Annotated in this window: 27 protein-coding genes; 13 read left to right on the top strand and 14 right to left on the bottom strand. The window is 72.1% G+C overall.

Annotation, left to right across the window (positions count from 1 at the left end; translation table 11 throughout):
- Positions 1-140 precede the first annotated feature (140 nt).
- Positions 141-1,136, bottom strand: coding sequence for a TerC family protein (locus AB0A74_RS36435; protein ID WP_343934307.1), 996 nt, complete (start codon positions 1,134-1,136; stop codon positions 141-143).
- A 298-nt stretch (positions 1,137-1,434) separates the two neighbouring features.
- Between AB0A74_RS36435 and AB0A74_RS36430 the strand changes: the two genes are divergently transcribed.
- A complete protein-coding gene (locus AB0A74_RS36430; protein ID WP_358256849.1) occupies positions 1,435-4,290 on the top strand; it encodes an alpha/beta fold hydrolase in 2,856 nt (951 codons plus the stop codon).
- Positions 4,287-5,213 (top strand): ABC transporter permease subunit, encoded by a 927-nt coding sequence (locus AB0A74_RS36425; RefSeq protein WP_358256847.1) that lies wholly within the window; start codon positions 4,287-4,289, stop codon positions 5,211-5,213. The genes AB0A74_RS36430 and AB0A74_RS36425 overlap by 4 nt, the downstream gene beginning before the upstream one ends.
- Before the next feature lie 40 nt (positions 5,214-5,253).
- Here the strand turns inward: AB0A74_RS36425 and AB0A74_RS36420 are convergent, their stop codons facing one another.
- On the bottom strand, positions 5,254-5,661 hold the full coding sequence (locus AB0A74_RS36420) for a helix-turn-helix domain-containing protein (protein ID WP_358256846.1): 408 nt from the start codon (positions 5,659-5,661) through the stop codon (positions 5,254-5,256).
- 67 nt (positions 5,662-5,728) lie between these two features.
- Here AB0A74_RS36420 and AB0A74_RS36415 point away from each other — a divergent pair, with 67 nt between their 5' ends.
- Positions 5,729-6,685: an NADP-dependent oxidoreductase gene (locus tag AB0A74_RS36415; RefSeq protein ID WP_358256845.1), complete on the top strand. Its 957-nt coding sequence runs from the start codon at positions 5,729-5,731 to the stop codon at positions 6,683-6,685.
- On the opposite strand, the gene AB0A74_RS36410 is transcribed toward AB0A74_RS36415, so the two are convergent.
- Complete coding sequence (locus AB0A74_RS36410; protein ID WP_358256843.1) at positions 6,640-6,984, bottom strand: MmcQ/YjbR family DNA-binding protein; 345 nt, start codon at positions 6,982-6,984, stop codon at positions 6,640-6,642. The two genes, AB0A74_RS36415 and AB0A74_RS36410, sit on opposite strands and share 46 nt — an antisense overlap.
- A gap of 9 nt (positions 6,985-6,993) precedes the next feature.
- The gene (locus AB0A74_RS36405) at positions 6,994-7,416 is read right to left on the bottom strand and encodes a MarR family transcriptional regulator (RefSeq protein WP_358256842.1); all 423 of its coding nucleotides are present in this window, start codon (positions 7,414-7,416) and stop codon (positions 6,994-6,996) included.
- A 66-nt stretch (positions 7,417-7,482) separates the two neighbouring features.
- On the opposite strand from AB0A74_RS36405, the gene AB0A74_RS36400 reads away from it, so the two are divergent.
- Positions 7,483-7,851, top strand: a complete 369-nt coding sequence (locus AB0A74_RS36400; protein WP_358256841.1) for a MarR family transcriptional regulator — start codon at positions 7,483-7,485, stop codon at positions 7,849-7,851.
- Positions 7,852-7,954: 103 nt separating this feature from the next.
- Here AB0A74_RS36400 and uvrB read toward each other — a convergent pair whose 3' ends face one another.
- Both uvrB and AB0A74_RS36390 read right to left on the bottom strand, forming a co-directional pair.
- Positions 7,955-10,111, bottom strand: coding sequence for an excinuclease ABC subunit UvrB (gene uvrB, locus AB0A74_RS36395; protein WP_358256840.1), 2,157 nt, complete (start codon positions 10,109-10,111; stop codon positions 7,955-7,957).
- A 67-nt stretch (positions 10,112-10,178) separates the two neighbouring features.
- On the bottom strand, positions 10,179-11,516 hold the full coding sequence (locus AB0A74_RS36390) for a DUF5685 family protein (RefSeq protein ID WP_358256838.1): 1,338 nt from the start codon (positions 11,514-11,516) through the stop codon (positions 10,179-10,181).
- Between the two features lie 110 nt (positions 11,517-11,626).
- Between AB0A74_RS36390 and AB0A74_RS36385 the strand changes: the two genes are divergently transcribed.
- Complete coding sequence (locus AB0A74_RS36385; RefSeq protein ID WP_343934633.1) at positions 11,627-12,139, top strand: DUF402 domain-containing protein; 513 nt, start codon at positions 11,627-11,629, stop codon at positions 12,137-12,139.
- A 136-nt stretch (positions 12,140-12,275) separates the two neighbouring features.
- Positions 12,276-12,794, top strand: a complete 519-nt coding sequence (locus AB0A74_RS36380; RefSeq protein WP_343934315.1) for a hypothetical protein — start codon at positions 12,276-12,278, stop codon at positions 12,792-12,794.
- Here the strand turns inward: AB0A74_RS36380 and coaE are convergent.
- From coaE to rpsA, 3 genes are all read right to left on the bottom strand, one after another.
- Positions 12,770-13,945 carry a dephospho-CoA kinase gene (coaE, locus tag AB0A74_RS36375; protein ID WP_358256837.1) on the bottom strand — a complete coding sequence of 392 codons (1,176 nt, stop codon included), beginning with the start codon at positions 13,943-13,945 and terminating at the stop codon, positions 12,770-12,772. The genes AB0A74_RS36380 and coaE overlap by 25 nt on opposite strands.
- A gap of 42 nt (positions 13,946-13,987) precedes the next feature.
- A complete protein-coding gene (locus tag AB0A74_RS36370; protein WP_358256835.1) occupies positions 13,988-14,608 on the bottom strand; it encodes a hypothetical protein in 621 nt (206 codons plus the stop codon).
- Between the two features lie 104 nt (positions 14,609-14,712).
- Complete coding sequence (rpsA, locus tag AB0A74_RS36365; RefSeq protein WP_121227167.1) at positions 14,713-16,203, bottom strand: 30S ribosomal protein S1; 1,491 nt, start codon at positions 16,201-16,203, stop codon at positions 14,713-14,715.
- A 191-nt stretch (positions 16,204-16,394) separates the two neighbouring features.
- Between rpsA and AB0A74_RS36360 the strand changes: the two genes are divergently transcribed.
- The 5 genes from AB0A74_RS36360 (at position 16,395) to AB0A74_RS36340 (ending at position 21,441) form a co-directional block, all read left to right on the top strand.
- Positions 16,395-17,225 carry a class I SAM-dependent methyltransferase gene (locus AB0A74_RS36360; protein WP_358256833.1) on the top strand — a complete coding sequence of 277 codons (831 nt, stop codon included), beginning with the start codon at positions 16,395-16,397 and terminating at the stop codon, positions 17,223-17,225.
- Positions 17,226-17,235: 10 nt separating this feature from the next.
- Positions 17,236-18,159 (top strand): GNAT family N-acetyltransferase, encoded by a 924-nt coding sequence (locus tag AB0A74_RS36355; protein ID WP_358256831.1) that lies wholly within the window; start codon positions 17,236-17,238, stop codon positions 18,157-18,159.
- Positions 18,160-18,293: 134 nt separating this feature from the next.
- Positions 18,294-18,962 carry a hypothetical protein gene (locus AB0A74_RS36350; RefSeq protein WP_358256829.1) on the top strand — a complete coding sequence of 223 codons (669 nt, stop codon included), beginning with the start codon at positions 18,294-18,296 and terminating at the stop codon, positions 18,960-18,962.
- Positions 18,959-20,854 carry a YhgE/Pip domain-containing protein gene (locus AB0A74_RS36345; protein WP_358256827.1) on the top strand — a complete coding sequence of 632 codons (1,896 nt, stop codon included), beginning with the start codon at positions 18,959-18,961 and terminating at the stop codon, positions 20,852-20,854. Before AB0A74_RS36350 ends, AB0A74_RS36345 begins: the two co-directional genes overlap by 4 nt.
- Positions 20,851-21,441, top strand: coding sequence for a TetR/AcrR family transcriptional regulator (locus tag AB0A74_RS36340; RefSeq protein WP_358256825.1), 591 nt, complete (start codon positions 20,851-20,853; stop codon positions 21,439-21,441). The genes AB0A74_RS36345 and AB0A74_RS36340 overlap by 4 nt, the downstream gene beginning before the upstream one ends.
- Positions 21,442-21,456: 15 nt before the next feature.
- Here AB0A74_RS36340 and AB0A74_RS36335 read toward each other — a convergent pair whose 3' ends face one another.
- Positions 21,457-22,038, bottom strand: a complete 582-nt coding sequence (locus AB0A74_RS36335) for a hypothetical protein (protein ID WP_358256823.1) — start codon at positions 22,036-22,038, stop codon at positions 21,457-21,459.
- On the bottom strand, positions 22,035-22,631 hold the full coding sequence (locus tag AB0A74_RS36330) for an AAA family ATPase (RefSeq protein ID WP_358256821.1): 597 nt from the start codon (positions 22,629-22,631) through the stop codon (positions 22,035-22,037). The genes AB0A74_RS36335 and AB0A74_RS36330 overlap by 4 nt, the downstream gene beginning before the upstream one ends.
- Before the next feature lie 270 nt (positions 22,632-22,901).
- On the opposite strand from AB0A74_RS36330, the gene AB0A74_RS36325 reads away from it, so the two are divergent.
- Complete coding sequence (locus AB0A74_RS36325; protein ID WP_358256819.1) at positions 22,902-23,501, top strand: hypothetical protein; 600 nt, start codon at positions 22,902-22,904, stop codon at positions 23,499-23,501.
- Positions 23,502-23,507: 6 nt separating this feature from the next.
- Here AB0A74_RS36325 and AB0A74_RS36320 read toward each other — a convergent pair whose 3' ends face one another.
- From AB0A74_RS36320 to AB0A74_RS36310, 3 genes are all read right to left on the bottom strand, one after another.
- On the bottom strand, positions 23,508-24,278 hold the full coding sequence (locus AB0A74_RS36320; protein ID WP_358256817.1) for an STAS domain-containing protein: 771 nt from the start codon (positions 24,276-24,278) through the stop codon (positions 23,508-23,510).
- 85 nt (positions 24,279-24,363) lie between these two features.
- Positions 24,364-25,662: a hypothetical protein gene (locus AB0A74_RS36315; protein WP_358256815.1), complete on the bottom strand. Its 1,299-nt coding sequence runs from the start codon at positions 25,660-25,662 to the stop codon at positions 24,364-24,366.
- 14 nt (positions 25,663-25,676) lie between these two features.
- The gene (locus AB0A74_RS36310) at positions 25,677-26,183 is read right to left on the bottom strand and encodes a GNAT family N-acetyltransferase (RefSeq protein WP_358256814.1); all 507 of its coding nucleotides are present in this window, start codon (positions 26,181-26,183) and stop codon (positions 25,677-25,679) included.
- Positions 26,184-26,259: 76 nt separating this feature from the next.
- Between AB0A74_RS36310 and AB0A74_RS36305 the strand changes: the two genes are divergently transcribed.
- Positions 26,260-26,703: a helix-turn-helix domain-containing protein gene (locus AB0A74_RS36305; protein ID WP_358256813.1), complete on the top strand. Its 444-nt coding sequence runs from the start codon at positions 26,260-26,262 to the stop codon at positions 26,701-26,703.
- Positions 26,704-26,843: the final 140 nt, after the last annotated feature.

The following is a 26,843-nucleotide window of genomic DNA, read 5'->3' as shown; positions in this document are numbered from 1 at the left end:
GTCGCTGCGGGTGCACTGCCCGGTCGGCTCCCTGCCGATGCGCTGGGCCAAGGAGGGTGCGTCGTGGTGGCTCGTGCGGCGGCCCGGAGAAGCAGCGCGCGCCACCTCCCGGCGGGAGGTGGCGCGCGTGGCGGGTGGAGCTACTTGACGACCTGCTTGGCGGCCTCCGGGTGGCGGCGGACCTTGATCAGGGACGCGATCGTCGTGATGGCCAGGACGCCCACGATGACCGACAGCGACAGCTCGATCCCGATCACCGGCACCGGCAGCGGCTGCCCGTCGTTGAGGAACGGCAGCGCGTTGGAGTGCAGCGCCTCCAGGATCAGCTTCACGCCGATGAAGCCCAGGATCACCGACAGGCCGATCGACAGGTACACCAGCTTGTTCAGCAGACCACCGAGCAGGAAGTACAGCTGCCGCAGACCCATCAGGGCGAACGCGTTCGCGGTGAAGACCAGGAACGGCTCCTTGGTCAGACCGAAGATCGCCGGGATCGAGTCCAGCGCGAACAGCAGGTCCGTGGTGCCGATCGCCACCATGACGATGAACATCGGGGTCACGAACCGCTTGCCGTCGATCTTCAGGAACGACTTGGAGCCGTGGTACTGGTCGGTCACCGGGAAGATCTTGCGGACGATGCGCAGCGCCGCGTTCTCCTTGAACTCCTCTTCCTCCTCGTCGTGGTCCGTCCGCGCCAGCTTGTAGCCGGTGTAGATCAGGAACGCGCCGAAGAAGTAGAAGATCCAGCTGAACTGGGCGATCGCCACCGCGCCGACGGCGATGAAGATGCCGCGCATGACCAGCGCCATCAGGATGCCCACGAGCAGCACCTTGTGCTGGTGGATCGCGGGCACCTTGAAGGTGCTCATGATGATCAAGAAGATGAAGAGGTTGTCGACGCTGAGCGAGTACTCCGTGATGTACCCGGCGAAGAACTCACCCGCGTAGGTGCCGCCGAACAGGGACCAGACGCCCAGACCGAACGCCACCGCGACCGCGACGTAGAAGGTCACCCACCGGCCGGCTTCACCGATGGTGACCTCGTGCGGCTTGCGGTCGACGATGAACAGGTCGATCGCGAGCAGGGCGAGAAGGCCCGCGATCGTCGCGATCCACAACCACGCGGGGACTGCCATCGATTACTCCTCCGGTACATCGCGCGCACGCCAATGACCGGAGGTCTCCTCCGCCGATCACAGGATCGACCGGCGGCACCGGGACCCCGACGTTGGGCTCCGTGCTGACGACACCGCCGCGAGGGAGTACTCCCCTCCACACTCCCGCCCAGTCTCACGCATTACTGCGGGTTCGCGCCAGCCGAGGTGATCAGACACACCCGGCCGGGTGGGCTTTCGCTGAGAAAGCGCGACCTCGGAGATCACGTCTTCTCAGCTTCACACGCCAGTGTGACGCGGTCGGCCTAACCTCAGCGACGTGGCCCCATCCTCCCGCCTCCGCGGCAGGTGGTCGCTCCCCGCGCTGGTCGTGCTGGTCGCCCTGGTGGGCGCCGTCGTGGTCTGGACGCGCGGGGACGACGACCCACCGCCGGTGAGCACCCGCGACGCGGTGATCGACGTGCCGGAAAGCCCGGGCAGCGACCGGACGATCCAACTCGACACCACCCTCTACCTGCCCGAACGCACCCCGGCCCCGGCGGTGCTGCTCCCGCACGGCTTCGGCGGCAGCAAGGACAGCGTGTCCGCCCAGGCGACCGAGCTGGCCCAGCGCGGGTTCGTCGTCCTGGCCTACTCGGCGCGCGGCTTCGGCCGCAGCACCGGCTCCATCGAGCTGAACTCGGTGGACCACGAGGTCCGCGACGCGCAGAAACTGCTGGACTGGCTCGCCACCCGCGAGGAGGTGCGCACCGACGGTGCGGGCGACCCGCGCGTGGGCGTGACCGGCGGGTCCTACGGCGGCGCGCTGGCGCTGTCGCTGGCAGGCGTCGACCAGCGGGTGGACACGATCGCGCCGGTGATCACGTTCAACGACCTCGGCCAGGCGCTGCTGCCGAACTCCGCGAGCACCGACGCGGTGGACACCGCGTCCCCGGCGGCCGGCGCGTTCGGCGACGACGGCGTGTTCAAGCGGTCCTGGGCGGGCATCTTCTTCTCCGCGGGCCTGTCCGGCGGCGACCTCGCGAGCCCCGGCCAGGAGGCCGCCGAACCCGGTCAGGACGACAACGGGGCCGGTCAGGCGGCCGACGCCGCCGCGGCGGCGGTCACCGCGCCGCAGCAACAGGGCCGGCCCGCGGGCCCGGTGAACGGCGCGTGCGGCCGGTTCGCCGCCGACGTGTGCGCCGCGTACACCGAGGTCGCGACGACCGGCCGGGCCGGCGAGAAGACGCTGGAGATCCTGCGCCGCTCCTCCCCCGCCTCGGTCGCCGACAAGATCACCCAGCCGACGATGCTGGTGCAGGGCGAGCAGGACACCCTGTTCGGCCTGGACCAGGCCGACGCCAACGCCCGCCAGATCGCCGCGAACGGCGCGAAGGTCAAGGTCGTCTGGTACTCCGGCGGCCACGACGGCGGGTCCCCGGGCCCCGAGCTGCGCGGGCGGATCGCCGACTGGATGGCGTTCCACCTCGACGGCAAGGGCGCCGACCCGGGCACCGGCTTCGAGTACACGGTGGTGGGCGCGTTCCGCAGCAGCGGCGCGCCGTCGCTGCGCGACGTCGTCGCGCCCGCCTACCCCGGCCTGGCCGGCGGCGGCGCGGTCGAGCGCAAGGCCGTGCCGCTGACCGGGCGGGACCAGACGGTGGTCAACCCGGCGGGCGGCAACCCGGCGGCGGTGTCCAGCCTGCCCGGCCTCGGGTCGGCGCTGTCGCGGTCGTCCTCGCTGACCGCGCGGCTGTCGATCGACCTGCCCGGCCAGGCGGCGGTGTTCGCCAGCGAGCCGTTCACCTCGCAGGTGCTGCTCACCGGCGCGTCCACGGTGAAGCTGCGGGTCGCCGCGGTGCCCGGCACGCCGGTGCCCGCGGACGGGGCCGTGCTGTTCGCCAAGCTCTACGACGCCGACGCCAACGGCGTGCGCACGCTGCCCGGTTCGGCGGTCGCGCCGTTCCGGGTGCGCAACCTGCCCGCCGACGGCACGCCGGTCGAGGTGACCGTGACGCTGCCGGGCGCGGTGCGGCCGGTGGAGAGCGACCACCGGTTGCAGCTCGTCGTGTCCACCACGGACCAGGCGTACGCCAACGCGACCGAGCCCGCCGCGTACCGGATCTCGCTGGCCTCGCCGGAGCTGTCGGTGCCGGTGGTGCCGGGCGCGAACGCGACCAGCGAGGTGCCCACCGGCGCGCTGTGGGGCATCGCGATCGTGCTCGTCGCGTGCCTGGTGGTGGCCGTGGTGGCGTGGTTCCGCCGCCGGCTGACCGCCGACGTGGACCCGGAGCTGACGTCGGTGCCGCTGGTCATCTCGGGGCTGACCAAGTCCTACCCGGGCGGGCTGACCGCCGTGCGGGACCTGTCGTTCCGGGTGGAGCACGGCCAGGTGCTGGGCCTGCTCGGCCCCAACGGCGCGGGCAAGACGACCACGTTGCGGATGCTGATGGGCCTGATCACGCCGTCCGACGGCGAGATCAGGGTGTTCGGGCACCGGGTGCACGCCGGCGCGCCGGTGCTGTCCCGGATCGGGTCGTTCGTGGAGGGATCGGGCTTCCTGCCGCACCTGTCCGGCATCGCGAACCTGAAGCTGTACTGGGCCGCGACCGGCCGCCCGGTCGAGCAGGCGCACTTCGAGGAGGCGCTGGAGATCGCGGGCCTGGGCGCCGCCGTGCACCGCAAGGTCCGCACGTACAGCCAGGGCATGCGGCAGCGGCTCGCCATCGCCCAGGCGATGCTCGGCCTGCCGGACCTGCTCGTGCTCGACGAGCCGACCAACGGGCTCGACCCGCCCCAGATCCACCAGATGCGCGAGGTGCTGCGGCGCTACGCCGCCGCCGGGCGCACGGTGCTGGTGTCCTCCCACCTGCTCGCCGAGGTCGAGCAGACGTGCAGCCACGTCGTGGTCATGCACAAGGGCACCCTGGTCGCGGCCGGTCCGGTCGAGCAGATCGCGACGGGCGGCGGCGAGGCCAGCTTCCGGGTCGACCGGCCCGAGGAGGCGGCCGAGGTGCTGCGCGGGCTGTCGGGCGTGAAGTCGGTGTCGGTCGACGGCGAGCAGGTCCACGCGAGCCTGAACGGCACGCCGCGCGCGGAGGCGCTGCAGGCGTTGGTGACGGCGGGGGTGGCGGTCGACCAGGCCGGTCCGCGCCGCCGGTTGGAGGACGCGTTCCTGGAGTTGGTGGGCGAATGAGCGAGAACGGGGTGCACACCGACCCGTCGGCGATCTCCGACCTGACCGACGCGGCGGAGCACGAGGAGTCGCGGGTCGCGCCGGACGGGTCCAAGGTCGGCTACCGGGCCGGTCGGACGCTGCCGGTGCGGGTCGAGCTGGTGCGGCAGTTGCGCCGGCGGCGGACGCAGTTGGTGCTGGGTTTCCTGGTGCTGCTGCCGTTCATCCTGGTGGTGGCGTTCGAACTGGGTCAGGCATCGCCCAACCGCCGCTCGGGCGGGTTCGTGGACCTGGCGACGGCGTCCGGCGTGAACTTCGTGATCCTCACGCTGTTCGTGTCCGGGAGCTTCCTGCTGCCGATGATCGTGGCGTTGTTCTTCGGCGACACGATCGCGTCCGAGGCGTCGTGGTCGAGCCTGAAGTACCTGCTGGCCGCGCCGATCCCGCGGCACCGGCTGCTGCGGCGCAAGGCCGTGGCCTCGGGGCTGCTGTCGGTGTTCGCGCTGGTGCTGCTGCCGTTGGTGGCGCTGGCCGTGGGCGTCGTCTGGTACGGGGCGGGCGAGGCCGTGTCCCCGACCGGTGAGGCGGCGTCGTTCGGGTCCGGCGTGTACGGGTTGGCGCTGGCGGTCTGCTACATCTCCATCCACCTGTTCTGGTTGGCGGGGCTGGCGCTGTTCCTGTCGGTGTCCACGGACGCGCCGCTGGGCGCGGTCGGCGGCGCGGTGCTGGTGTCGATCGTGTCGCAGATCCTGGACCAGATCACGGCGCTGGAGGACCTGCGGGACTACCTGCCGACGCACTACGCGCTGGCGTGGGTGGACCTGCTGTCGTCGGACGTGGACTGGTCGCAGATGGCGCGGGGCACGTTCTCCGCCCTGGCCTACGGCGGGTTCTTCACGCTGCTGGCGGCCCGGAAGTTCGCCCGCAAGGACATCACGTCCTAGCCGGCGGGCCGGGAACGGTTAGCCGGCGGGCCGGGAGCGGTTAGCCGGTGGGCCGGGAGCGGTCGTACCGCTCCCGGCTCGCCAGCACGTCCTCGATGTTGTTCTCCGCCCACTCCTTGATGGCGGCCATGACCGGCAGGAGCCCCCGGCCCAGCGGCGTGAGCTCGTAGTCGACCCGCGCGGGCACCTCGGCGGTGACCGTCCGGGTGATCAACCCGTCCCGTTCGAGCGACCGCAGCGTCTGCGTGAGCATCTTCTGGCTGACGCCCGCGATCGTGTGGCTCAACTCGCTGTAGCGGCGGGGTCCGGCGGCCAGCGCGACCAGGACCAGGCTGACCCACTTGTCGCTGATCCGGTCGAGCAGGTGCCGCGCCGGGCACTCCTTCAGGTAGGCGTCGAAGGCCTGGCGGCGTTCTTCGCGCCGTTCGCGGGCGGTGCGGGTGACCATGGGCTCCCTTACGCACTTCAAGGTACGTACTTCCTGACGGAGAGTAGCTCTCCGTAGGTTCGTTCCCATGCTCGCGGTGATCGTGCGGTCCTTCGGTGGACCGGAAGTGGTGGAAGTGGCGGACGTCCCCGTGCCGGCGCCCGGTCCGGGGCAGGTGCGGATCCGCGTGGTGGCGGCGGCGGTGAACCCGGTGGACTTCGCGACCCGGTCGGGGGCGCTGCACGCGGCCGGGCTCATGCCGGCGGGGACGGTCGGGCTCGGCTGGGACGTCGCCGGGGTGGTGGACGCGGTCGGGACCGGGGCGCCGTTCGCGGTGGGGGCCGAGGTGGTCGGGCTGCGGGACCGGCTGCCGACGTTGGGGGCGCAGGCGGAGTTCGTGGTGCTGGACGCGTCGGCGGTGGCGGCGGCGCCGAGGACGGTGTCGCCGGCGGCGGCGGGCACGCTGCCGTTGGGCGGGTTGACGGCGTTGCAGGCGTTGGACCTGCTGGGCGTGCCGGCGGGCGGGTCCGTGCTGGTGACCGGGGCGGGCGGGTCCGTGGGCGGGTTCGCCGTGCAGCTCGCGGTGGCGCGGGGGTTGCGGGTGGTGGCGCTGGCGTCGGACGAGGCCCGGGTGCGGGAGTACGGGGCGACCCGGGTCGTCCCGCGGGGGGCGGACGTCGGGGCGGCGGTGCGCGCGGTCGTGCCGGGCGGGGTGGACGGCGTGGTGGACGCGGCGGCGCTGGGCGTCGAGGCGTTGGACGCGGTGCGCGGCGGTGGTTCGTTCGTCGCGGTGCTCGGGTCGGCGACGCCGGTCGCGTTGCGCGGTGTGCGGGTGTCGAACGTGTGGATCAGGGCCGACGGGCGGCAGTTGGCGTCGCTGGTGGACATGGTGGACGCCGGCGCCCTGCGCGTGGCCGAGCCGGAGACGTGGCCGCTGGCGGAGGCCGCCCGGGCGCACGACGGCGTGCGGCGGAGGCTGGTCCTGGCGCCGCCGGCCGCTCAGGGACGCTTGCCGCGCGGCAACTTGGCCACGACGGCGTCGTAGGACCGGTCGAGGAGGTCCCGGACCTCGTCAGTCGGCACGCCGCCGCTCAGCCGCACGCGGTTCCAGCCGTAGCGGCCGATGTAGGGGCTGGTGGTGACGTCGTCCGGGAACCGCTCCCGCCACTCGGCCGCGTCCTCGGCGGTCACGCCGCACTTCACGCCGACGGTCTCGCTCGGCAGGCCGATGAACGCGAACGCCTTGCCGCCGACCTTGCAGACCAGCTCCTCGTCACCCCAGGGGTAGCTCTCCTCGGCCCCGGGCTTGGCCAGGCAGTACGCGATCACGTCGTCAACGGTCACGCGCACACGCTAGGCCAACGCACCGACAAAACGCCCCAGCAGCACGGCGAACGCCTCCCGCTCGGCGTCGGTCCAGTCGGCCATGGCCCGGTCGAACGCCCGCTGCCGGCGCTCGTGGACCAGGCGGGACAACGCGCGCCCCTCGGCGGTCCGCACCAGGTACGCCCGCCGCCCGTCCGCCTGGTCGGCCTCGCGCCGCACCCACCCCTCCCCCACCGCCGCCGCGACCAGCCGGCTGGCCCGGGGCTGGTCGATCCCGAGCGCGGCGGCCACCGCCGACACGGTGACCCGCTCGCCGGCCTCCTCAGCCGCCTCCACGACGTCGAGCACCTCGACGTGCGGCCCGACCACACCGCCCGCCAACGCCCGCCGCCGCTGCCGACGCCGGATCTCGACCATCGCCCGTTCGACGGCCAGGAGGCTCTTGTCCACGCTCGACCCCCAGATACATACTCGAAGACAACTACTTGTCACTTTACATGTATCCGGAGCCCCGTCGTGAAGCCCATCGGCTACTGGCTGAAGCACCTGGACGCCCTGATCGACGCCGCGTTCGACAACGCCCTGGCCGCCACCGACCTGACCCGCCGGCACTGGCAACTGCTCAACGAGGCCCGCGCCGGCGCCCTCCCCGACGACCCGCTCGTGCCGGACCTGGTCGAGCGCGGATGGGTCGCCGACGGCAGGTTGACCGAAGCGGGCGAGCAGACCGTCCACGCCACCGCGAGCCGCGTGGACGGCGTGCGGACCACCCTGATGACGGGCCTGACCGCCGAGGACTACGCCGCCACCATCGCGACCCTGGAGAAGATGGCCGCCAACCTGGAGAAGACCGCGGGAGCCGGCGCCGCCCGGCACAACCGCTAGCCGCCGCTGTGCTCGCGCCCGGTCCGGTCGCCCCGTCGCGGGTGCGGGAAGGGGTCGGCCCCGGCGCTGGGTGAGCGCCGGGGCCGGTGTGGTGGGAGCGGGGTTATTTGACGCCGGCCGCGTCCATGCCTCGGAGTTCCTTCTTCAGGTCCTGGATCTCGTCGCGCAGGCGGGCCGCCAGTTCGAACTGGAGTTCGCGGGCCGCGTTCATCATCTGGTCGGTCAGTTGCTGGACCAGGTCGGCCAGTTCGGACCTCGCCATGGTCGTGGTGTCGCGGTCGGCCAGGACGCCCGAGCTGCGTCCGCTCGCGCCCGGGTCGCCGGTGGGCTTCTTGCCGCGCGAGGTGTTGCGGCCGGAGCCGCCGGGGGCGATGGCGTCCTCCGCCTCGGCGTAGACCTGCTCCAGGATGTCGGTGATCTTCTTGCGCAGCGGCTGGGGGTCGAGGCCGTGCGCCTCGTTGTAGGCGATCTGCTTGGCCCGCCGCCGGTTGGTCTCGTCGATCGCGTGCCGCATCGAGTCGGTGATCCGGTCCGCGTACATGTGGACCTCGCCGGACACGTTGCGGGCCGCGCGGCCGATGGTCTGGATCAGGCTCGTGCCCGAGCGCAGGAAGCCCTCCTTGTCGGCGTCCAGGATCGCCACCAGCGAGACCTCCGGCAGGTCCAGGCCCTCGCGCAGGAGGTTGATGCCGATCAGGACGTCGTACTCGCCCAGGCGCAGCTGGCGCAGCAGCTCCACGCGGCGCAGCGTGTCCACCTCGGAGTGCAGGTAGCGGACCCGGATGCCCAGTTCCAGGAGGTAGTCCGTGAGGTCCTCGGCCATCTTCTTGGTCAACGTGGTGACCAGGACGCGTTCGTCGCGTTCGGCGCGGACGCGGATCTCGTGGACCAGGTCGTCGATCTGGCCCTCGGTGGGCTTGACCACCACCTCGGGGTCGACCAGGCCCGTCGGGCGGATGACCTGCTCCACGAACTCGCCGCCCGCCTGGCCCATCTCGTACGGGCCCGGGGTGGCCGACAGGTACACCGTCTGCCCGATCCGGTCGGCGAACTCCTCCCAGGTCAGCGGCCGGTTGTCCAGCGCGCTGGGCAGGCGGAAGCCGTGCTCGACCAGGTTGCGCTTGCGCGACGCGTCGCCCTCGTACATGCCGCCGATCTGCGGCACGGTGACGTGGGACTCGTCGATGACCAGCAGGAAGTCGTCCGGGAAGTAGTCGATCAGGGTGGCGGGCGCGGTGCCCGGACCGCGGTCGTCGATGTGCCGCGAGTAGTTCTCGATGCCCGAGCAGAACCCGACCTGGCGCATCATCTCGATGTCGTAGGTCGTGCGCATGCGCAGCCGCTGCGCCTCCAGCAGCTTGCCCTGCCGCTCCATCTTGGACAGCTGGTCGGCCAGCTCCGCCTCGATGTTGGCGATGGCCTTCTCCATGCGCTCCGGACCGGCCACGTAGTGGGTCGCCGGGAAGATGCGCAGCTCGTCGACCTCGCGGATCACGTCGCCGGTGAGCGGGTGCAGGTAGTACAGCTTGTCGATCTCGTCGCCGAAGAACTCGATGCGGACCGCCAGCTCCTCGTACGCCGGGATGACCTCCACCGTGTCGCCGCGCACCCGGAACGTGCCGCGGTTGAACGCGATGTCGTTGCGCGCGTACTGGATGTCGACCAGCGCCCGCAGCAGCAGGTCGCGCTCGACCTCGCCCCCGACCTCCAGGTGGATCGACCGGTCGAGGTAGGACTGCGGCGTGCCCAGGCCGTAGATGCACGACACGGACGCGACCACGATCACGTCACGCCTGGTCAACAGGCTCATGGTGGCCGAGTGGCGCAGCCGCTCCACGTCCTCGTTGATCGAGGAGTCCTTCTCGATGTAGGTGTCGGTCTGCGGGATGTACGCCTCGGGCTGGTAGTAGTCGTAGTAGCTGACGAAGTACTCCACCGCGTTGTGCGGGAAGAACTCCTTCAGCTCGTTGGCGAGCTGGGCGGCCAGCGTCTTGTTCGGCGCCATCACCAGCGTGGGCCGCTGCAGCTTCTCCACCAGCCACGCCGTGGTGGCGGACTTGCCCGTACCGGTGGCGCCCAGCAGCACGACGTCCTTCTCGCCGCCCCTGATCCGGCGTTCCAGCTCGGCGATGGCCGCCGGCTGGTCGCCCGCCGGCTGGTACTCGCTGACCACGCGGAACTGCCCGTCGGAACGGGGGATGTCCCCGACGGGGCGGTGCGACGAGTGCGCCTTGACCGGGATCTCGGTTGGGAATGCCACGGACACGACGGTACGCCCCGGGTCCGACAATTTTCGGTCGGCCCTGGTCAGGGGCGTCACACCCGGGTCAGCAGTCGCAGCACCCGCAGTCGCAGTCGCAGTTCGGGCTGCCGCAGTCGCAGTTGCACCAGGCGTCGTGCGGCTTGCCGCTGAACGGCCCGGGGTACGGGTCGCGGCAGCAGTACTGGCAGGTGCCGCACTGGTAGAGGATCGCCAGGCAGCCCAGCACGAACCCACGCTCGATCGGCGGCTTGACCAGCTTCGGCCAGCACCACAGGCCGCTGCCGGGCGGCGGCTCGGCGGCGCGCTTGCGCTTGCCCTTCTTCGGCGGCGGGGTGCCGCCGGTGCCGGGGGCTCCGGGCGGGGGCATCGCGCCGGGCGGCGGAACCGCGCCGGGCGGCACCTGGCCGGCCGGGTGGCCGCCGTAGGGCGACGGCGGACCCTGGGGCGGCTGAGCGGGCGGGTACATGCCGGGCTCGGGGTTCCAGCCGGGCGGGGTGTGGCCGACCGCGTCGGCGGAAGTCGGGGAGTGCAGGCCGGTCGGGCACGCGTGGGAGTGGGGCTCGCCGAACGCCCGGCGGATCGACTCGCGCACCTCGTGCACGAGCAGCGTGTGCACCAGGCGGTCGTCGGCGAACTCGACCTCCTTCAGCGCCAGCTTGATGCCCAGCGCGGCGTCCTCACACAGCCGCCGGGCCTCTTCAAGGGACGTGCCGGTCGCATCAAGCGGGTTGTAGGCGCCCGACGCACGGTCTACCGCAAGGTCCTCCACGGCGTCCAACAGGTGCGCCAGCCGCCCGAACAGCCGACCCACCTCCCGCAACGGCGCGGCGTTCCCCGGTCGCCCGGCCAGCACGGCGGTCTGCGCCACGGCCTCGCCCGCGGCGGTCTCGGTCGGCTCGGTCACCAGCAGCACCGAGCTGCCCAGCCCGGCCGCCGCCTCCACCTCCGACTGCCGCGCCACCGCCGCGACCAGCACGGACGTGTCGAACCCGAGGTCCACGCCGGTGGCCGCCGCCTGCGCCGCCCAGCGCCGCGCCACCTGCCGCCCGATGCCCCGCACCGGCGCGGACGCGAACGCGCCGTCCCGGTCGTCCACGTGGTCGCCGACCTTCGCCGACGCCAGCACCAGCGACACCGTCGCGGCCAGCCGCGCACCCGCGCCCACTGCGACGTCGGCCGACTGCATCCCGCGCAACGCACAAGGCCCCGCGGTGCGCCTTGAACGGCCCCTCTGCGCCTCTACAAGAGCCGAGATGACGAGACCGTCGTAGTTGGTCACCACCCGCGCCATGTGACCGTGGTCGTCGCGCAGCGCGAGGCACAGCCCGCACAGGTGCGCCAGCCAGGATTCGCGCAGGTCCGCGCCCAGGCGGTTGCGGCACGGGCGGATGATTCCGAACATGGCCGGAAGACTAAGCGATCATCCTACTTTCGGGTGACTGAACGGGGTGTTCGGCCGGTACGCGTGCATAGGGTGCGCACGTGACGCTGAGCGCCGCAGGGACCACGCACATGCACATCCACCCGCCCAAGATCGAGTACTTCGACCTCGACGCCAAGAGCAACACGGACCCGAAGGGCATCCTGCGCGGCGTCGACGAGTACCGCCTGACCGCGGACGGGCTCTACATGTTCCGGCCGGTGCCCGGCCACCCCCGCCTGTCGCACTTCGAGTCGTGGCTGCTGCCCGCGCACGGCCTGCGCGTCACCCGCCAGTCCTGGCACCCCGGCCACGAGTGCGACTACGACCTCTACCTCGACGTGGTGGAGATCAGCTCCAGCGGGTCCGTGTGGAAGACCGTGGACCTCTACTTGGACCTCGTCGTGCGCACCGGGCACAGCGTGCGCGTGTTGGACACCGACGAACTGCTGATGGCGCTCCAACGCGGTCTTGTGCAACCAGAACGCGCGCAGTGGGCGCTGGAGACCACCTACCGCGCCGTGGCGGGAATCGCCGCCCACGGGCACGACACCGTCCGTTGGCTTGCCGCTCAGGGAACGGTCACCACATGGCGTCGACGGTAATACAGACGGTGAGACCCGCTGGTCAACCGCCATCCGAGTCCGTCACCTGAAAGTGACCTACCCCTACACAGACCGTGATGTAACGAATCGACCCGCTGTGTTACCAGCCGCACACTTACGGCTACCCTCGGGTCGCGTGGGAGCGGTCATCACACCTCAGCTCGTCGACGTGGTCGACACCGTCAGCGCTGTTCGGAGCTACTCCTCGGGCATGTCGCGGCACTTGACGACGTGCCGGGTGGAGCACTGGGGACTGCGCCTGGAGTGCCCGACCCCGGAGGACCCGTTCTCCGACTCGGAGGTCACCTGGTTGATGCCGGACCTCGGTCTGCGGCTCACCCACCAGCGGCCCCGCTCCCGGCACGCCCGCAGCGGCCCCAGCGTGCTCAGCGCGGTCCGCGTGCAGCGCGACGGCCGGTCGTGGCGCACCACCGACCTCCTGCTCGGCCTGGCCGTGCCCGGCGGCACCACGGCGCGCATCGTGCGGTCGGAGGAGTTCGCGGCGGCGGTGGCCGGCCGGGTCCTCGGCCCCGAGGACGCCGACCAGGCCCTGCGCACCGTGCACCGCACGCTGGAGCAGGTCAGCCTGCACCGCCACGACCTGGGCGCGTGGCTGACCCACCGCGGCATCTACGACGTCTGGCCGTCCCTGTAGAAGGCCGCCATGCGCTCGACCGCGGCCGCCATGAACGGCTCCTTGGCGTCCCCGTAGGCGAACCCGTCGCGGTCGCCGGCGAACTGCGAGGACAGCTCCAGCTTCACGGCCTCGTACTCGCGGCGGGCGGCCTCGTCGACCCGCAGCCAGTCCCGGAACCGGACCGCCCACGTCCACGCCGGGCCGTTCTCGACCCGGACGTGCAGGTTGACCCGCCGCTTGGGGTCCGTGCCCGCGTGCAGCCGCTTCACCCACTCCGCCGGGTCGCCGAACCGCACGGCGTCCTCGCCGTAGCCCAGCGCCGGGAACCCGGCCTCCGCCAGCGCGTCGGCGAGCCCCTCGGCCTCCTCCATCGACGTGACGCCGAGCTGGAAGTCCAGCACGTCCTTGGCCGCCAGGCCGGGGATCGCCGTGGACCCGATGTGCTCGACGTGCCGCCCGCCCGCCGCCAGTGAGATCCGCTTGGCGATGCGCTCGGCCTGCATCGGCCAGGTCTCGTCGTAGGGCACCACCTTCGGCGGGCCGCCGGCGTAGCGGCGCAGGCGCACGTTGGCCTCGTAGGGCACCAGCCGGTCCGCCCACAGCTCGTCCACGGCCGGCAGGACCTGGTCGGGGGTGCCGCTGTTGTCCAGCCACACGTCCGCCACGGCGCGGCGCTGCTCGTCGGTGGCCTGCTTGGCCATGCGGTTGCGGGCGTCCTGCTCGTCCAGGCCGCGGCCGACCAGCCGCTTGACCCGCTGCTCGGGGTCGGCGTGGACGATGACCACGAGGTGGTAGGCGGGCGCCAGGCCGTTCTCCACCAGCAGCGGCACGTCGTGGACGATGATCGCGTCCTCCGGCGCGGCGGCGATGAGCTCGGCGGTCCGCGCGGCGATCCGGGGGTGCGTGATCCCGTTGAGGGTCTGCCGGTCGCGGTCGTCCCCCGACCCGAACACCCGCTCGGCCAGGGCCGCCCGGTCCAGCGACCCGTCCGCGTTGAGCACGGACGCCCCGAACGCCTCCTCGATGTCCCGCAACGCCGGCGAGCCCGGCTCGACCACCTCCCGGGCCAGCCGGTCGGAGTCGATCACCACCGCCCCGTGCTCCGCGAGCCTGCCCGCCACCGTCGACTTACCCGACCCGATGCCCCCCGAGAGGCCAACGCGCAACATGGCGCACAGTCTGCCGGGAACCGGGACGGGCCGCGATCGACTTCAGGCGTCCTCGATGGGCGTCATGGACTGCACGGCCAGCGCCGTCAGCATGTCCTTCACCTTGTCCTCGGGCAGGTAGCCGGCCTTGGTGCGCACCACGTAGGTCGTCTTCCCCAACGACCCGATCAGCAGCCGCTCGGCGCCGGTCGTGACCAACTGCGCCTTGTGCTTGGTCACCTCGACCTCGCTCGCCTGCCCGCCCTCCTTCTTCTCCGCCTCGACGCTCTCGGCCACCCGCTCCTTGGCCGACGCCTCGTCCTCGTAGGTCGCGAGCCCGATGATCAGCGGCGACTCGGCGAAGTTCTTGCCCTTGGGCACGTCGTGGTAGCAGTCGATCTTCGCGGTGCGCGCGATGGACGGCTCGGGGATGCCGACGATCATCTTCAGCTCCCCCTCCATCTTGCGGCCGATCAGCTCGTTGACCCGCTCGACGGGCACGATCAGCTCGCAGTCCTCCGGCATCGGCCGGTCGACCATGGGGCGGATCTTGCTCGCGCTGGTCGGGGCCACGATGGTGGGGATCTGGGGTGGCGGGGCCGCCGGGGGTTTCTCCCGCGCACACGCCCCCAGGGCCGTCACCACCAGGCCCAACGCCGCCAACCGCCTCGTTCGCGCACCCATAGGGATCACAACTTAGCGCACGACAACGGCCCCGCACCGTAACCGATGCGGGGCCGTTGCGGCGTTGCGTTCAGACGGTCACTTCAAACCGCCCGATGCGCTGATCAGGCGCCGCCCGACAGCTTCTCGCGGAGCGCGGCCAGCTGCTCGTCGCTGGCCAGCGTGCCACCGGCCTGCGCCGGAGCGCCGCCACCGGTGGACGCCGGGGCGTCGCCGCCCGACGAGTAGTTGGTCTCGCCCGCGGCCTCTTCCTCGGCCGCGGCGGCCTTGGCGACCTGCTTCATGTGGGCCTCGTAGCGCAGGTGGGCCTCGGCGTACTGCCGCTCCCACTCCTCGCGCTGCTTGTCGAAGCCTTCCTGCCACTCCTGGGTCTCCGGGTCGAAGCCCTCGGGGTAGATGTAGTTGCCCTGGTCGTCGTACTCGGCGGCCATGCCGTACTGGGTCGGGTCGAACTCGGAGTCGACCGTGAAGCCCTCGTTGGCCTGCTTGAGCGACAGCGAGATCCGCCGGCGGTCGAGGTCGATGTCGATGACCTTGACCATGACGTCGTCGCCGACCTGGACGACCTGCTCCGGGATCTCCACGTGGCGCTCGGCCAGCTCGGAGATGTGGACCAGGCCCTCGATGCCCTCGTCCACGCGGACGAACGCGCCGAACGGAACCAGCTTGGTGACCTTGCCCGGCACGATCTGGCCGATCGCGTGGGTCCGGGCGAACTGGCGCCACGGGTCTTCCTGCGTCGCCTTGAGCGACAGCGACACGCGCTCGCGCTCCATGTCGACGTCGAGGACCTCGACGGTGACCTCCTGGCCCACCTCGACGACCTCGGACGGGTGGTCGATGTGCTTCCAGGACAGCTCGGAGACGTGCACCAGGCCGTCCACGCCACCCAGGTCCACGAAGGCGCCGAAGTTGACGATGGAGGACACGACGCCCTTGCGGACCTGGCCCTTCTGCAGCTGGTTGAGGAACTCGCTGCGGACCTCGGACTGGGTCTGCTCCAGCCAGGCGCGGCGGGACAGGACCACGTTGTTGCGGTTCTTGTCCAGCTCGATGATCTTCGCCTCCAGCTCGCGGCCCACGTAGGGCTGGAGGTCGCGGACGCGCCGCATCTCCACGAGCGAGGCGGGGAGGAAGCCCCGGAGGCCGATGTCCAGGATGAGGCCGCCCTTGACGACCTCGATGACGGTGCCGCGGACCGGCTCGTCCTTCTCCTTGAGCGCCTCGATGGTGCCCCAGGCGCGCTCGTACTGCGCGCGCTTCTTGGAGAGGATCAGCCGACCTTCCTTGTCCTCCTTCTGGAGGACCAGGGCCTCGACCTCGTCACCGACCTTCACAACCTCGTTGGGGTCGACGTCGTGCTTGATCGACAACTCTCGCGAGGGGATGACGCCCTCGGTCTTGTAGCCGATGTCGAGCAGGACCTCGTCCCGGTCGACCTTGACGATGGTGCCCTCGACGATATCGCCATCGTTGAAGTACTTGATGGTCTTGTCGATGGCGGCGAGGAAGTCCTCCTCCGTCCCGATATCGTTGATAGCGATCTGCTGCTTCGGCGCGGTGGCAGCCGGGACAGTGGTGGTGTCGGTGGACATTAGGTAGGTGGCTCCGGTACGGATTGGGGTTGTCTGGCCTTGGGTGCAACGCTGCGCGGGAGGCAAGGCTTCCCCCGACGACCGATCCCGTGACTGCACACCGATCATGGGCAGCGCGAACCCACTACGCGGGCGGTATCGTACGCGGCCCGACGACCACCGGGCAAACCGGTACCCCTCGAAGGAGCAGTGTGTCCGACCAGCACGCCGGCGCGGAACTCGCGCTGGGCACCACCGGTATCGCCAAGCGCGGGGCCGACGCCGCCGAGTCCCGGACCGCGAACCGCATCTGGTGGGACGCCGACGCCGACGACTACCACGCCGAGCACGGCGACTTCCTGGGCGCGGCGGAGTTCGTGTGGTGCCCGGAGGGCGTGCGCGAGGCCGAGGCGCGCTACCTGGGCGACGTGGCCGGCCGGCGGGTGCTGGAGGTCGGGTGCGGGTCCGCCCCGTGCGCGCGGTGGCTGAAGGCGGCGGGCGCGGACGTGGTGGCCTTCGACATCTCCGCGGGCATGCTGCGGCACGCCGTCGCGGGCAACGCCTCGACCGGCCTCGACGTGCCGCTGGTGCAGGCCAGCGCGGACCAGATGCCGTTCGCGGCGGGCAGCTTCGACGCGGCGTGCTCGGCGTTCGGCGCGGTGCCGTTCGTGGCCGACGTCGGCGAGGTGTTCGCGGAGGTCGCGCGGGTGCTGCGGCCGGGCGCGCCGTGGGTGTTCTCGGTGACCCACCCGATCAGGTGGATCTTCCCGGACGACCCGGGGCCGGGCGGACTGACCGTGACGCAGTCGTACTTCGACCGCACCCCGTACGTGGAGGTCGACGACACCGGCCGCGCCACGTACGTGGAGCACCACCGCACCATGGGCGACTACGTGCGCGCCCTGGTCGCGGCGGGCCTGGTGCTGGAGGACGTGGTGGAGCCCGAGTGGCCCGCCGGCCACACCCGGAGGTGGGGCCAGTGGTCCCCCCTGCGCGGGCGGCTGTTCCCCGGGACCGCGATCCTGCGGACGCGCAAGCCGTAACCTGCGGTGCATGACCGTCAGTCGGGGGCTGGTGGAGGCGCAGAGCGCGCGCTTCGCGTGCTTGGACCCGTTGTTGCCCGCGGTGACCGCGCCGCCGGACGGCGACGTGGTGACCGCGGCCCTGCCGGACGGGACCAGGGTGGCGGGCGTGCTGACCAGGCAGGTCCACGACCGCCGGTCCGCCGCGCGGCTGTGGTCGGCCACCGAGGTCTGGGAGCTGACGCCGCTGGTGGGCGGCGGCGGCGCGGCGGCGATGGACGCGTTGCTGCGGGCGTGGCGGCACCGGATGGACCGCGTGGGCCCGGCCGAGCAGGACTCGGCGTGCGTGCTGACCTGGCCGAGCCGCGACGCTGAGGCCGCCCGGGTGCTGCTGGACCACGGGCTGGTGCCGCTGTCGGTGATCGCCGTGCGCCGGGCCGGTCCGCCGCCCGCGGACGCGTCGTTGACCATCCGCCGGGCGACCCCGGCCGACCTGGACACCGTGCTGGCCCTGGCGCTGGCCGAACTCCGGTACTCGGCCCTGGTCGGGTCCACGGTCGACCGGCCGGAGGCGGCGGAGCTGAAGCGGCGGACGCTGGCCGAGCGGTTGGCGGCGGGCGGTCCGGCGTGGCTGGCCGAGCGGGACGGCATCGCCGTGGCGCTGGCGGAGTGCGCGGTGGTGGTGTCCGAGCCGGGCAACTGGACGTCCACGCGGCTCCCGCTCGGGCGGTGGGGGTACGTCAACTGCGTGTCGGTGCTGCCGGGCGCCCGCGGGACCGGGATCGGGCAGCGGCTGATGGCCCACGCGCACCGGGAGCTGCACCGGCTGGGCACGGTGGGCACCTACCTCTACTACAACCCGCCGAACCCGCTGTCCTCGGTGTTCTGGCCGCGGCAGGGCTACCGCCCGCTGTGGACGGTCTGGGAGGTCCGGCCCGCCGGCGCGCTCCGCTAGGACGTGCTGCGCGGGTGCGCGGCTGACCGCATGCTGTAGCGGCGGTCGATCGACGTCACACGTGCTCGGGTTGCGGGGTGCCGACGGCTGCGCCACTATTTGAACTGACCGGTCAGTTCAAAGGAGGGCACCTCGTGGAGATCCACGCCCAGCGCGTCGGCGTCGCCGGGCCGCACGGCCCGTTGCTCAAGCCGACCGGACTGCGCGTGCCGGCGGGCGAGGCGGTGCTGGTGGCGGGACCGCCCGGGGCCGGGCACACCGCGCTCGCGCTGGTGCTGTCGGGCCGGATGCGGCCCAGCACCGGGACCGTGTCGCCGGACGCCGCGCTGCTGCGGCGGCACGTCGTGCTGGTCGACTCCCCCGGGGTGAACGAGCCGGAGGCGTCGTTGACGCTGGCGGGCGTGGTCGGCGAGGAGCTGGCCATGAACGGGCGCCGCAGCGGGCGCAAGGCCGTGGCCGACTGGCTGGTCGAGCGCGGCGCGGACGAGCACCTGACCACGCGCTACGAGTACGTGCCGGCCGATCTCCGGTGCTCGCTGATGCTGGAACTGGCCGCCGGGCGGCCGGGTGCCGAGGTCCTGGTGCTGGACACCCCCGACCGCTACCACGGCGACCCCGCCACCTGGTGGAAGTCGGCCCGCGAGCACGTGACCGCCGAGCGGTCCGTGGTCGTGCTGTGCACCACCGTCTCCGCCGCCGCGCTGGACGCCCCCGTCGCGCGCCTGGGCTCCGACAACGTCCTGGACACCACCGCCGACAACGACGCCGTCGGGACCACCGAAGACTCCGAGGAGAAGTCGTGACCGCCCTGCGGATGGCGTTCAACGAGCTGCGCCGCATCACCTCCGGCAAGCTTCCCAAGCTGGCCGTGCTCGCCCTGTGCCTCGTGCCGCTGCTCTACGCCGCGCTCTACCTCTACGCCAACAAGGACCCGTACGCGAACCTCAAGCAGGTCCCCGCCGCGCTGGTCGTCGAGGACAAGGGCGCGACCACCAGCGACGGCCAGTTCAAGAACGCCGGCGAGGAGGTCGCCGCCGAGCTGGTCAACGGCGACCGGTTCGACTGGCACCGGGTGGGCGAGCAGGACGCCGAGGCGGGCGTGCGCGGCGGCAAGTACACCTTCGCGCTGACGCTGCCCGAGGACTTCTCGCAGGCCCTGCTGTCCACCGGCGACTTCCAGCCGCGCCAGGGCGTGATCATGCTGACCACCAACGACGCCAACAACTACCTCGGCTCGACCATCGCCAACCAGGTGGTCGCGGAGGTGCGCCGGTCGGTGTCGGTGAAGGTGGGCGCGGAGGCGGCGGACAAGTTCCTGCTCGGGTTCTCCACGATCCGGCAGAAGACCGTGGAGGCCGCCGACGGCGCCACCCGGCTGGCGGCCGGCACGCAGGAGGCCTACGACGGCAGCGTGAAGATCGTCAACGGCGCGGTGCCGCTGGCCGACGGGTCGGCGCAGGTCTCGGCGGGCTTGAAGCAACTGCGTGATTCGACGGCCGACCTGCCGCGCAAGTCCCAACAGCTGGCCGACGGCGCGAAGCAGGTCTCCGACGGCAACGAGACCGTCGCCCGGACCGCCGAGGACTACGCGGCCAAGTCGCAGGCCCTGGTCGGCCGGCTGGACCAGTTCAACGGCGACGTCGCGAACCGCCTGCGCGCGCTCGGGTTCACCGAGGAGCAGGTGCAACGGGTCGTGCAGGCCATGACCGACGTCCGCGCGCCGGTGGACGACGCGAACGCCAAGGTCCAGGGCGCGGCCGGCCAGTTGCGGACGCTGTCCGACGGGTCCAGGCAGGTCGCCGACGGCGCGGCCCAGCTCGCCGCCGCCACCCCGGCCCTGACCGACGCCATCACCCGGCTCAACGACGGCGCGGCGCAGGTCGCGAGCGGCAACGCCCAGCTCCGCGACGGCGCGCTGTCGTTGCGCGACGGCGAGCAGAAGCTCGTGGACGGCGCGAACCAGCTGCGCGACGGGCTGAACGCGGGCGTCCAGCAGATCCCCAACCCCGACGACCCGACCCGCCACGCCACCGCCGACACCATCGGCGACCCGGTGAACGTGCGCGGGGTCAGCCAGACCTCGGCGGGCACCTACGGCGCGGGCCTGGCCCCGTTCTTCCTGGGCCTGGCCACCTGGATCGGCGCGTTCGTGCTGTTCCTGCTGCTCAAGCCGCTGTCCAAGCGGGGGCTCGCGGCCGGGCAGAACGCGGTGCGGGTCGCGCTGGGCGGCTGGCTGCCGGGTGTCCTGCTGGGTGCGGCGCAGGTGGTGGTCATGTTCTCGGTGGTGGCGCTGGTGGTGGACATCCGGCCGTCGCACCCGTTGGGCACGCTGGGGTTCCTGCTGCTGACGTCGGCGACGTTCGTGGCCGTGCTGCACGCGTTGAACGCCCTGTTCGGCGCGGTCGGCAAGTTCATCGGCCTGGTGCTGCTGATCCTGCAACTGGTCAGCGCCGGCGGCACGTTCCCGTGGCAGACCATCCCGGTGCCGCTGTACCCGCTGCACTACGGCCTGCCCATGGGGTACGCGGTCGACGGCCTGCGGCACCTGATGTACGGCGGGTCGCTGGGCAGCGTCGGGACCGACGCCCTGATCCTGGTGGCCTACCTGGTCGGCGCCCTTGCCTTGTCGACGCTGGCCGCGTACAAGCAGCGGGTGTGGACCCCGTCTCGCCTCAAGCCCGAGCTGGTGCTGTGACCGGCACGCGCCCCGGCCGCACCGCCGTGACCAAGCAGAAGTTGTTCGACGCGGCCCTGAAGCTGGTCGGCGAACGGGGTGCGGCGAGCGTGACGGTCGACGAGATCGCCGCGGAGGCCGGGGTCGCGAAGGGCACCGTCTACTACAACTTCGCCAGCAAGGACGCCCTGGTGGACGCCCTGCTGCGGCACGGCGTGGACCTGCTGGCGGCCCGGCTGCGGGTGGCGGAGGGCGAGGCCGAGACCGACCGCGCGATGGAGTCGCTGGTCGACGGGATGCTCGGCTTCTTCGCCGAGTACCCGGCGTTCGGGCAGCTGCTGGTCAGCGAGCTGTGGCGGACGCCGGGCCAGTGGCACGGGACGCTGAGCCTGCTGCGCGACGACATCGTGTCGATCGTGCGGGGGCAGATGCAGCGGCTGTCCGACGAGGGCCGGCTGCCCGACGGGGTCCAGGTGGGCACGGCGTCGGCGGCGCTGTTCGGCACCCTGCTGGTGATCGCCCTGGACTGGCAGGTCTTCCAGCCCGAGCGGACGCTGGCCGACGTCCGCGAGGCCGTGCTGCTGCTGGTGCGCGGCCTCAAGCCCTGACGCACGAGCCGCGGGCTACGAGCGGACCACCCAGGTGTCCACCTCGCCGATCTGGTGGATGGAGGCCGACTTGCCGTCCAGCGCCCGGTGCACCGCCTCCAGGACGCCGACCGAGGTCTCCTCGTGGCTGAGCCAGCGCGTGGTGGAGCCGTGGCGGATGAAGCCCAGCACCACCTGCTGGGTCGGGTGACCGGACAGGATCGGGTCCCGCACGCCCTCGCGGGGGTTGATGTCGCCGATGTCGTGGACCTCCACGACCGGCGCGCCCGGGGCGAGCAGCGGGGCCACCGCCTCCAGGACCGGGACCCGGTAGCTCGCGTGCACCCAGGCCACCAGCAGGTCGGCGGGCGCCTCCAGGACCGCGCGGACGCGTTCGGCCAGCTCAGCCGGCCGGGACCAGTCGGCCTCGACCAGTTTCGGCTGGTTGCCCTCGTGCTGGGGCACGTGGCCGCGGGCGCCCAGGGCCCGCCGGGCCGCCGACCCCGGACCGGAGCCCGCGCGGCGGCTGGGGAGGACCACCCGCCAGCCCTGCGCCAGGAGCTCGTCCGCGCAGCCCTTCAGCATGCCGGTTCCACCCAGCACCAACGCCGTCCTCATCGCACCGACCTCTCACCGCGCTCCGCCGCGCGCCGGAGGGGTCCGGCGCGCCACTGGTCCACCTCACGCTGCCCGCGCAGGCGGATCACCGCCAGTCGGGGACCGTGCTCGCCCGCCAGCACCGCCGCCACCCGTTCGCCGGTCCGGCGGTGGGACTTCCACGCCCAGCGCAGGATGTGCTCCCGGTCGGTGAACACGGTGCGCAGCGGCGGCTCCACGTTGCCGTTCCACAACTGCTCGTTGCGCAGCCTGCGGCGCACCGTGCGGACGGTGATCCGCCGCAGCACGGTGTGCTTGCGGTGGTCCAGCCACACCAGGGTGTCCGCGCGTTCGAGCAGCAGCGGGCGGGCCCGGGTGTACTGCCACTCCGTGGCCCAGGCCTCGCCGCGCACCAGCGCGCGCACGTCGTCCTCGAACTCCGGCCGTTGCGTCCACTGTGGACCGTGGAACAGCGAGTCCATCTCCACATAGGACAGACCGAGTTCGACGGCGATCTGGCGCGCCAACGTGGTCTTGCCCGAGCCCGACGTGCCCGCGACGACGACCCGGCGGGGCGATCGGGGCAACTCGTCGGCAGGTCCCAGAAGCGGCACCGGGCCAGGCTACCGCCGCGACGCCGCCGGTCCATCGAGGCGACGGCGCAACACGGCGCGTATCTTCGCCGCGCTCGCCGGGTCCGGGTGGAGCAGGGAACCTCGGCCTCCGGCGCACGACGGCGACGAGCGCGTTCGGGGTACTCCGTTCGCCTGTTCTTGAGATGCGATTCACGTAACGCGGGATCATTTGTGCGGAAACGGGAATTCCAGTGCCGGAATCGTGCGGTCGCCGCCATACTGGGCGCACATCTTTCAGGGGGGATTGCCATGACCTACCCGGACTCCGGAAGACCGGAGAACCCGCCGTCGTTCCCGGTGCTGGAGGCCTACAGCCTCCACCCCGAGCAGGTCGCGCAGGTCCAGCCGACCCCACCCGCCACGCCGGCCGACGGTTTCGCGCCCGCCACGCCGACCGACGTATTCCAGCCCGCCGCGCCGACCGGATTCCCGCCCGCCACGCCGGCCGGTGGATTCCCGTCGCCGACCGCGGGTGAATCCGGCGCGCCGCGCAAGAAGACCGGCCTGATCGTGTTGTCGATCATCGCGGTGGTGTTGTTCGCGACCGCCGGCGTGTTCGGGATCCTGTTCGCGAACGAGTCGAGCCGGAACGACCGGCTCACCGGTCAGGTCGCGGAGAAGGAGGAGCAGGTCTCCGAGTCCGCCAAGCAGCTCAAGGACGCGCGGGACGAGACGGCCAAGGCGAAGGACGCGCAGAAGTCCGCCGAGTCCGCCCGCAAGCGCGCCGAGGACGACAGCGCGTCGGCCGCCAAGTGCCGGGACGCGGCCCGGGCGCTGCGCGAGGCGGTCATCGCCGAGGACGAGCCGCGCGCCGACCAGGCCGCCCGGGACCTGTTCACCACCTGCTGAGCGCCGTCACGACGACTCGGCCAGCGCGACCGCGGCCCACACGATGTCGCCCCGCCCCAGGGTCGGCGTCGAACCGCACGCGGTCGCCAGGCGGTGCACCCGGGTCATGTCCGGGGCCCGGCCCGGGTGGGCCGGCTGCGCGGAGGTGTAGCGGACGGCCACGGTGAGCTGCCGCGGCGTCCGCTCCACGCGCAGCTCCAGGGAGGTGGCCCGACCGGACAGCCGCCGGGCGACCACCACCAGCTCGGCCGCCAGCAACACCGCCCGCGCGGTGACCTCGTGCAGCCCGCCCCAGGACTGGCAGGTGCGGCGGGTGAAGTCGCGGGCCAGGTCGGCGGCGTTGGTGTCGGTGGGCAGCACGGCCTGGTCGCGGCGGCGCGGCGGCGGCGCGCCCACCTCGGCCAGCGCCGTGCTCAACCGGTCGTGGCACGGCAGGAACCGGCGCAGCCCGGTGCGCGAGAGCAGGCGGCGGTGCCGGTCGGTGGTGGCGACCAGCACCACCGGCACGCCCGGCCACCGGCAGGACCGCAGCCACACCGCGCCGAACACCCCGGCCAGCGTGTCGCTGCCGATCTCCAGCGCCGGCCCGAGCACGACGACCACGGCGACGGGTTGCTCGGCGACGTGCTTGAGCAGCCCGTCCCGCAGCACCGCGTAGGTGGACAGGTCCAGCCGCCCCGAGGGGGACAACAGGGTCACCTCACCCCGCGCGCGGGCGCGCAGGTCCATGCGCGCGGTGGTGGTCGTACCGGTAGCGGCGTCCGGCGAGTTGTGCACCTCCCCATCCCATACCGCCCGGGGTCGTCCGCCCGAGACCCTGCCGGCGGCACCACCCGGTTGTCCGGCCGCCGATCGATACCGCTCAGCAAGCGGGGAACAGCCTGCGGCTGCCCGTCCCGTACGCGGTCGGGTCGGTGAACCGGCAGCCGTAGGCCGGGGCCGCGACCACCGCCGGGTCGTCCACGACGTCGCCGTCGGGCCGCTTGCCGGTGTCCACCCAGGCGACCAGGTCGTCCCAGGCCCGGCCCGCCTCGGCGGGGCTGAACTCGCAGTGGTTGACCGCCCGGATCGCCCGCTGCACCAGGGCGTCGCCCTTGCCGTGCAGGCGCACGTCCCGCCGGTACTGCTGCTCCATCGAGAACGGCACGAACAGGTCGCCGAGGTTGTGCAGGGACAGCACGGGCGCGGTCGGGCGGCCGTCGATGCGCGGGACCTCGGTGAGCTTCGGCGTCAGCCGCGCCTTGAGGTTCTCCGGGAACACCCGCTCGGTCTTGTGGTTGAGGTCCACCGGCGAGTTCGGGGCGTAGCGCGTGAGGACGTTGGTGGCGAGCTGGCTCGGGTCGGTGGACAGGCCGTCGCCGGTGCTGGTCGCGGACAACTGGAACAGGAAGTCCTTCCAGAACGCGAACGCCGCCTCCGCGCCCGGCCGCGGCCCGCCGGACCGGTTGATCACGACCTGCGCGAACTGCCTGCCGAGGTCGTTGGGCGTGCCGTTGAGGCCGAGGGCGTCCTTGATGCGCGGCACGACGGCGGACAGGTAGTCGTCGGGCAGCGGGTAGGCGTCGATGCCGGCCAGCGCCTGCGCCACGACCTGGTAGTCCAGGAAGAAGTCGAACAGCTCGTGGTCGCCGAGCACGCCGCACATCGGCAGCGCGCCCTTGTAGAAGTGCGGGTACTGCTCCAGCGACCGCCCGGTGACGTGGCCGCCCATGGAGACGCCGAGCAGGAACACGTCCTTGGGCTTGTCGACGAGCTTGGCGAACTCCTTCGCGAGGTCGTGCGTGCTCTCGACGCCGGCCTTCACGTCGTAGTTGTTGGCGTAGTAGCTGGAGGCCGCCCACGCGAAGCCCTGGTCGAGCAGCTTCTGGCGCAGGCCGAAGCCGGGCGGGTCCACGGTGAGCACGGTGCTCGCGCCGCGGTAGCCGTGCGCCCACATGGCGAGCCGGCCGTTCCAGCGGGGCGGGACCTCGATGGTGTAGGCGGCGTGCTCGTGCACGCCCTGGAGAACCCGGCTGGGTTGGCCGCCGACGGTGGCGGGCGGCAGCGGCGGGTTGTCGATCGTGTACCCGGGGAGGGGCTGGTCCGGTGGTGGGGAGGCCGACGCGGGCGGCGTAGCGAGGAGGAGCACCAGGACCGCGGTCAACCCGAGTACCTTTCGCATGGCCTCGATTGTGGTCACCAGCGCAAGTCCGCCACCAGCTCCTCGTGGGTGAGCGTGAAGGTGAGCGGGTAGGTCACCCGCACCACCTCGTCCTCGGTGGGTTCCAGGCGCGCGCCGGGGAAGGCGCGGCGGACCAGGGCCATCATCGCGAGGTTCTCGTGCAGGATGTCGCCGGTCAGCGCCGAGTAGTCCAGTTCCACCGCGAGGTTGCCCAGGGCGGTGATCAGGCGCGTGCCGACCCCCTTGCGCTGCCACCGGTCCACCACGGCGACCGCCATCTCCGCGCAGCCGCCGCTGGTCGCGGCCAACCGCGCGATGCCGACCGCCCGCTGCCCGCACTCGGCGACGACGGCGGCGCGCTGCCAGCCGTCCAGGTCGGTCAACTGGCGGCGCATGGACGCGGTCAGGCGCGGCATCGGGGCGTGGAACCGCAGGTAGCGGCTCTGGGCGGAGAGGCCGTCGAACACGGCGTCGACGGCGGCGCCGGCCCCGTCCCGGTCGAGCACGCGAACAGTGGTCATCGGACACGCCCCCAAGGTTCGGATTCCGAACCCTAGCTGGGTCCTGTTTCCGAACGCAAGGGGTATTCTGGAGGCCATGTCCCGCGTCAAGGTCGTCGACGAGCTGTGCACGCTGTCGCTGCCCGCCGCCCTGCTGGGCGAGCGGTGGACACTGCTGCTGCTCCGACAGGCGTTCCTGGGAACGCGCCGGTTCGAGGACTTCCAATCCGCCATGGACATCTCGCGCAGCGTGCTCACCGAGCGCCTGGCGACATTCGTGGACGAGGGCATCCTGCGGCGCGTCCCGTACAAGGACTCGCGCACCCGCTACGAGTACCGGCTCACCGAGAAGGGCCTGGACCTGTACCCGGTGCTGATGGCCCTGCGCAAGTGGGGCGACAAGTGGATGGCCCCAGCCGACGGCCCGTCATTCGACCTGCACCACAAGGACTGCGGCGGGGACGTGGACGTGAAGGTCGAATGCACCACGTGCGGCGAAGACCTGGGCGCCCGCGACGTCCGCGTCACCCGCCTACGCTGACACGAAAAACAAGGGCGGCGAAGCCGCCGGCGGGCAGTCCACCGAAGGGGACACAACCCAAGCCGGGCTTCTTGCTTGTGTCATCTCCGTATGGCCCGCCCGAAGGGCTACCACACTTTTGGTCGGGTGCAGCCGAATTT

This window comes from Saccharothrix sp. NPDC042600 (genome assembly GCF_040647305.1).
GTDB lineage: Bacteria > Actinomycetota > Actinomycetes > Mycobacteriales > Pseudonocardiaceae > Actinosynnema > Actinosynnema mutabilis.
Note: the sequence above shows the minus strand (reverse complement) of the source record. Positions and strands in the feature narration are given on the sequence as shown.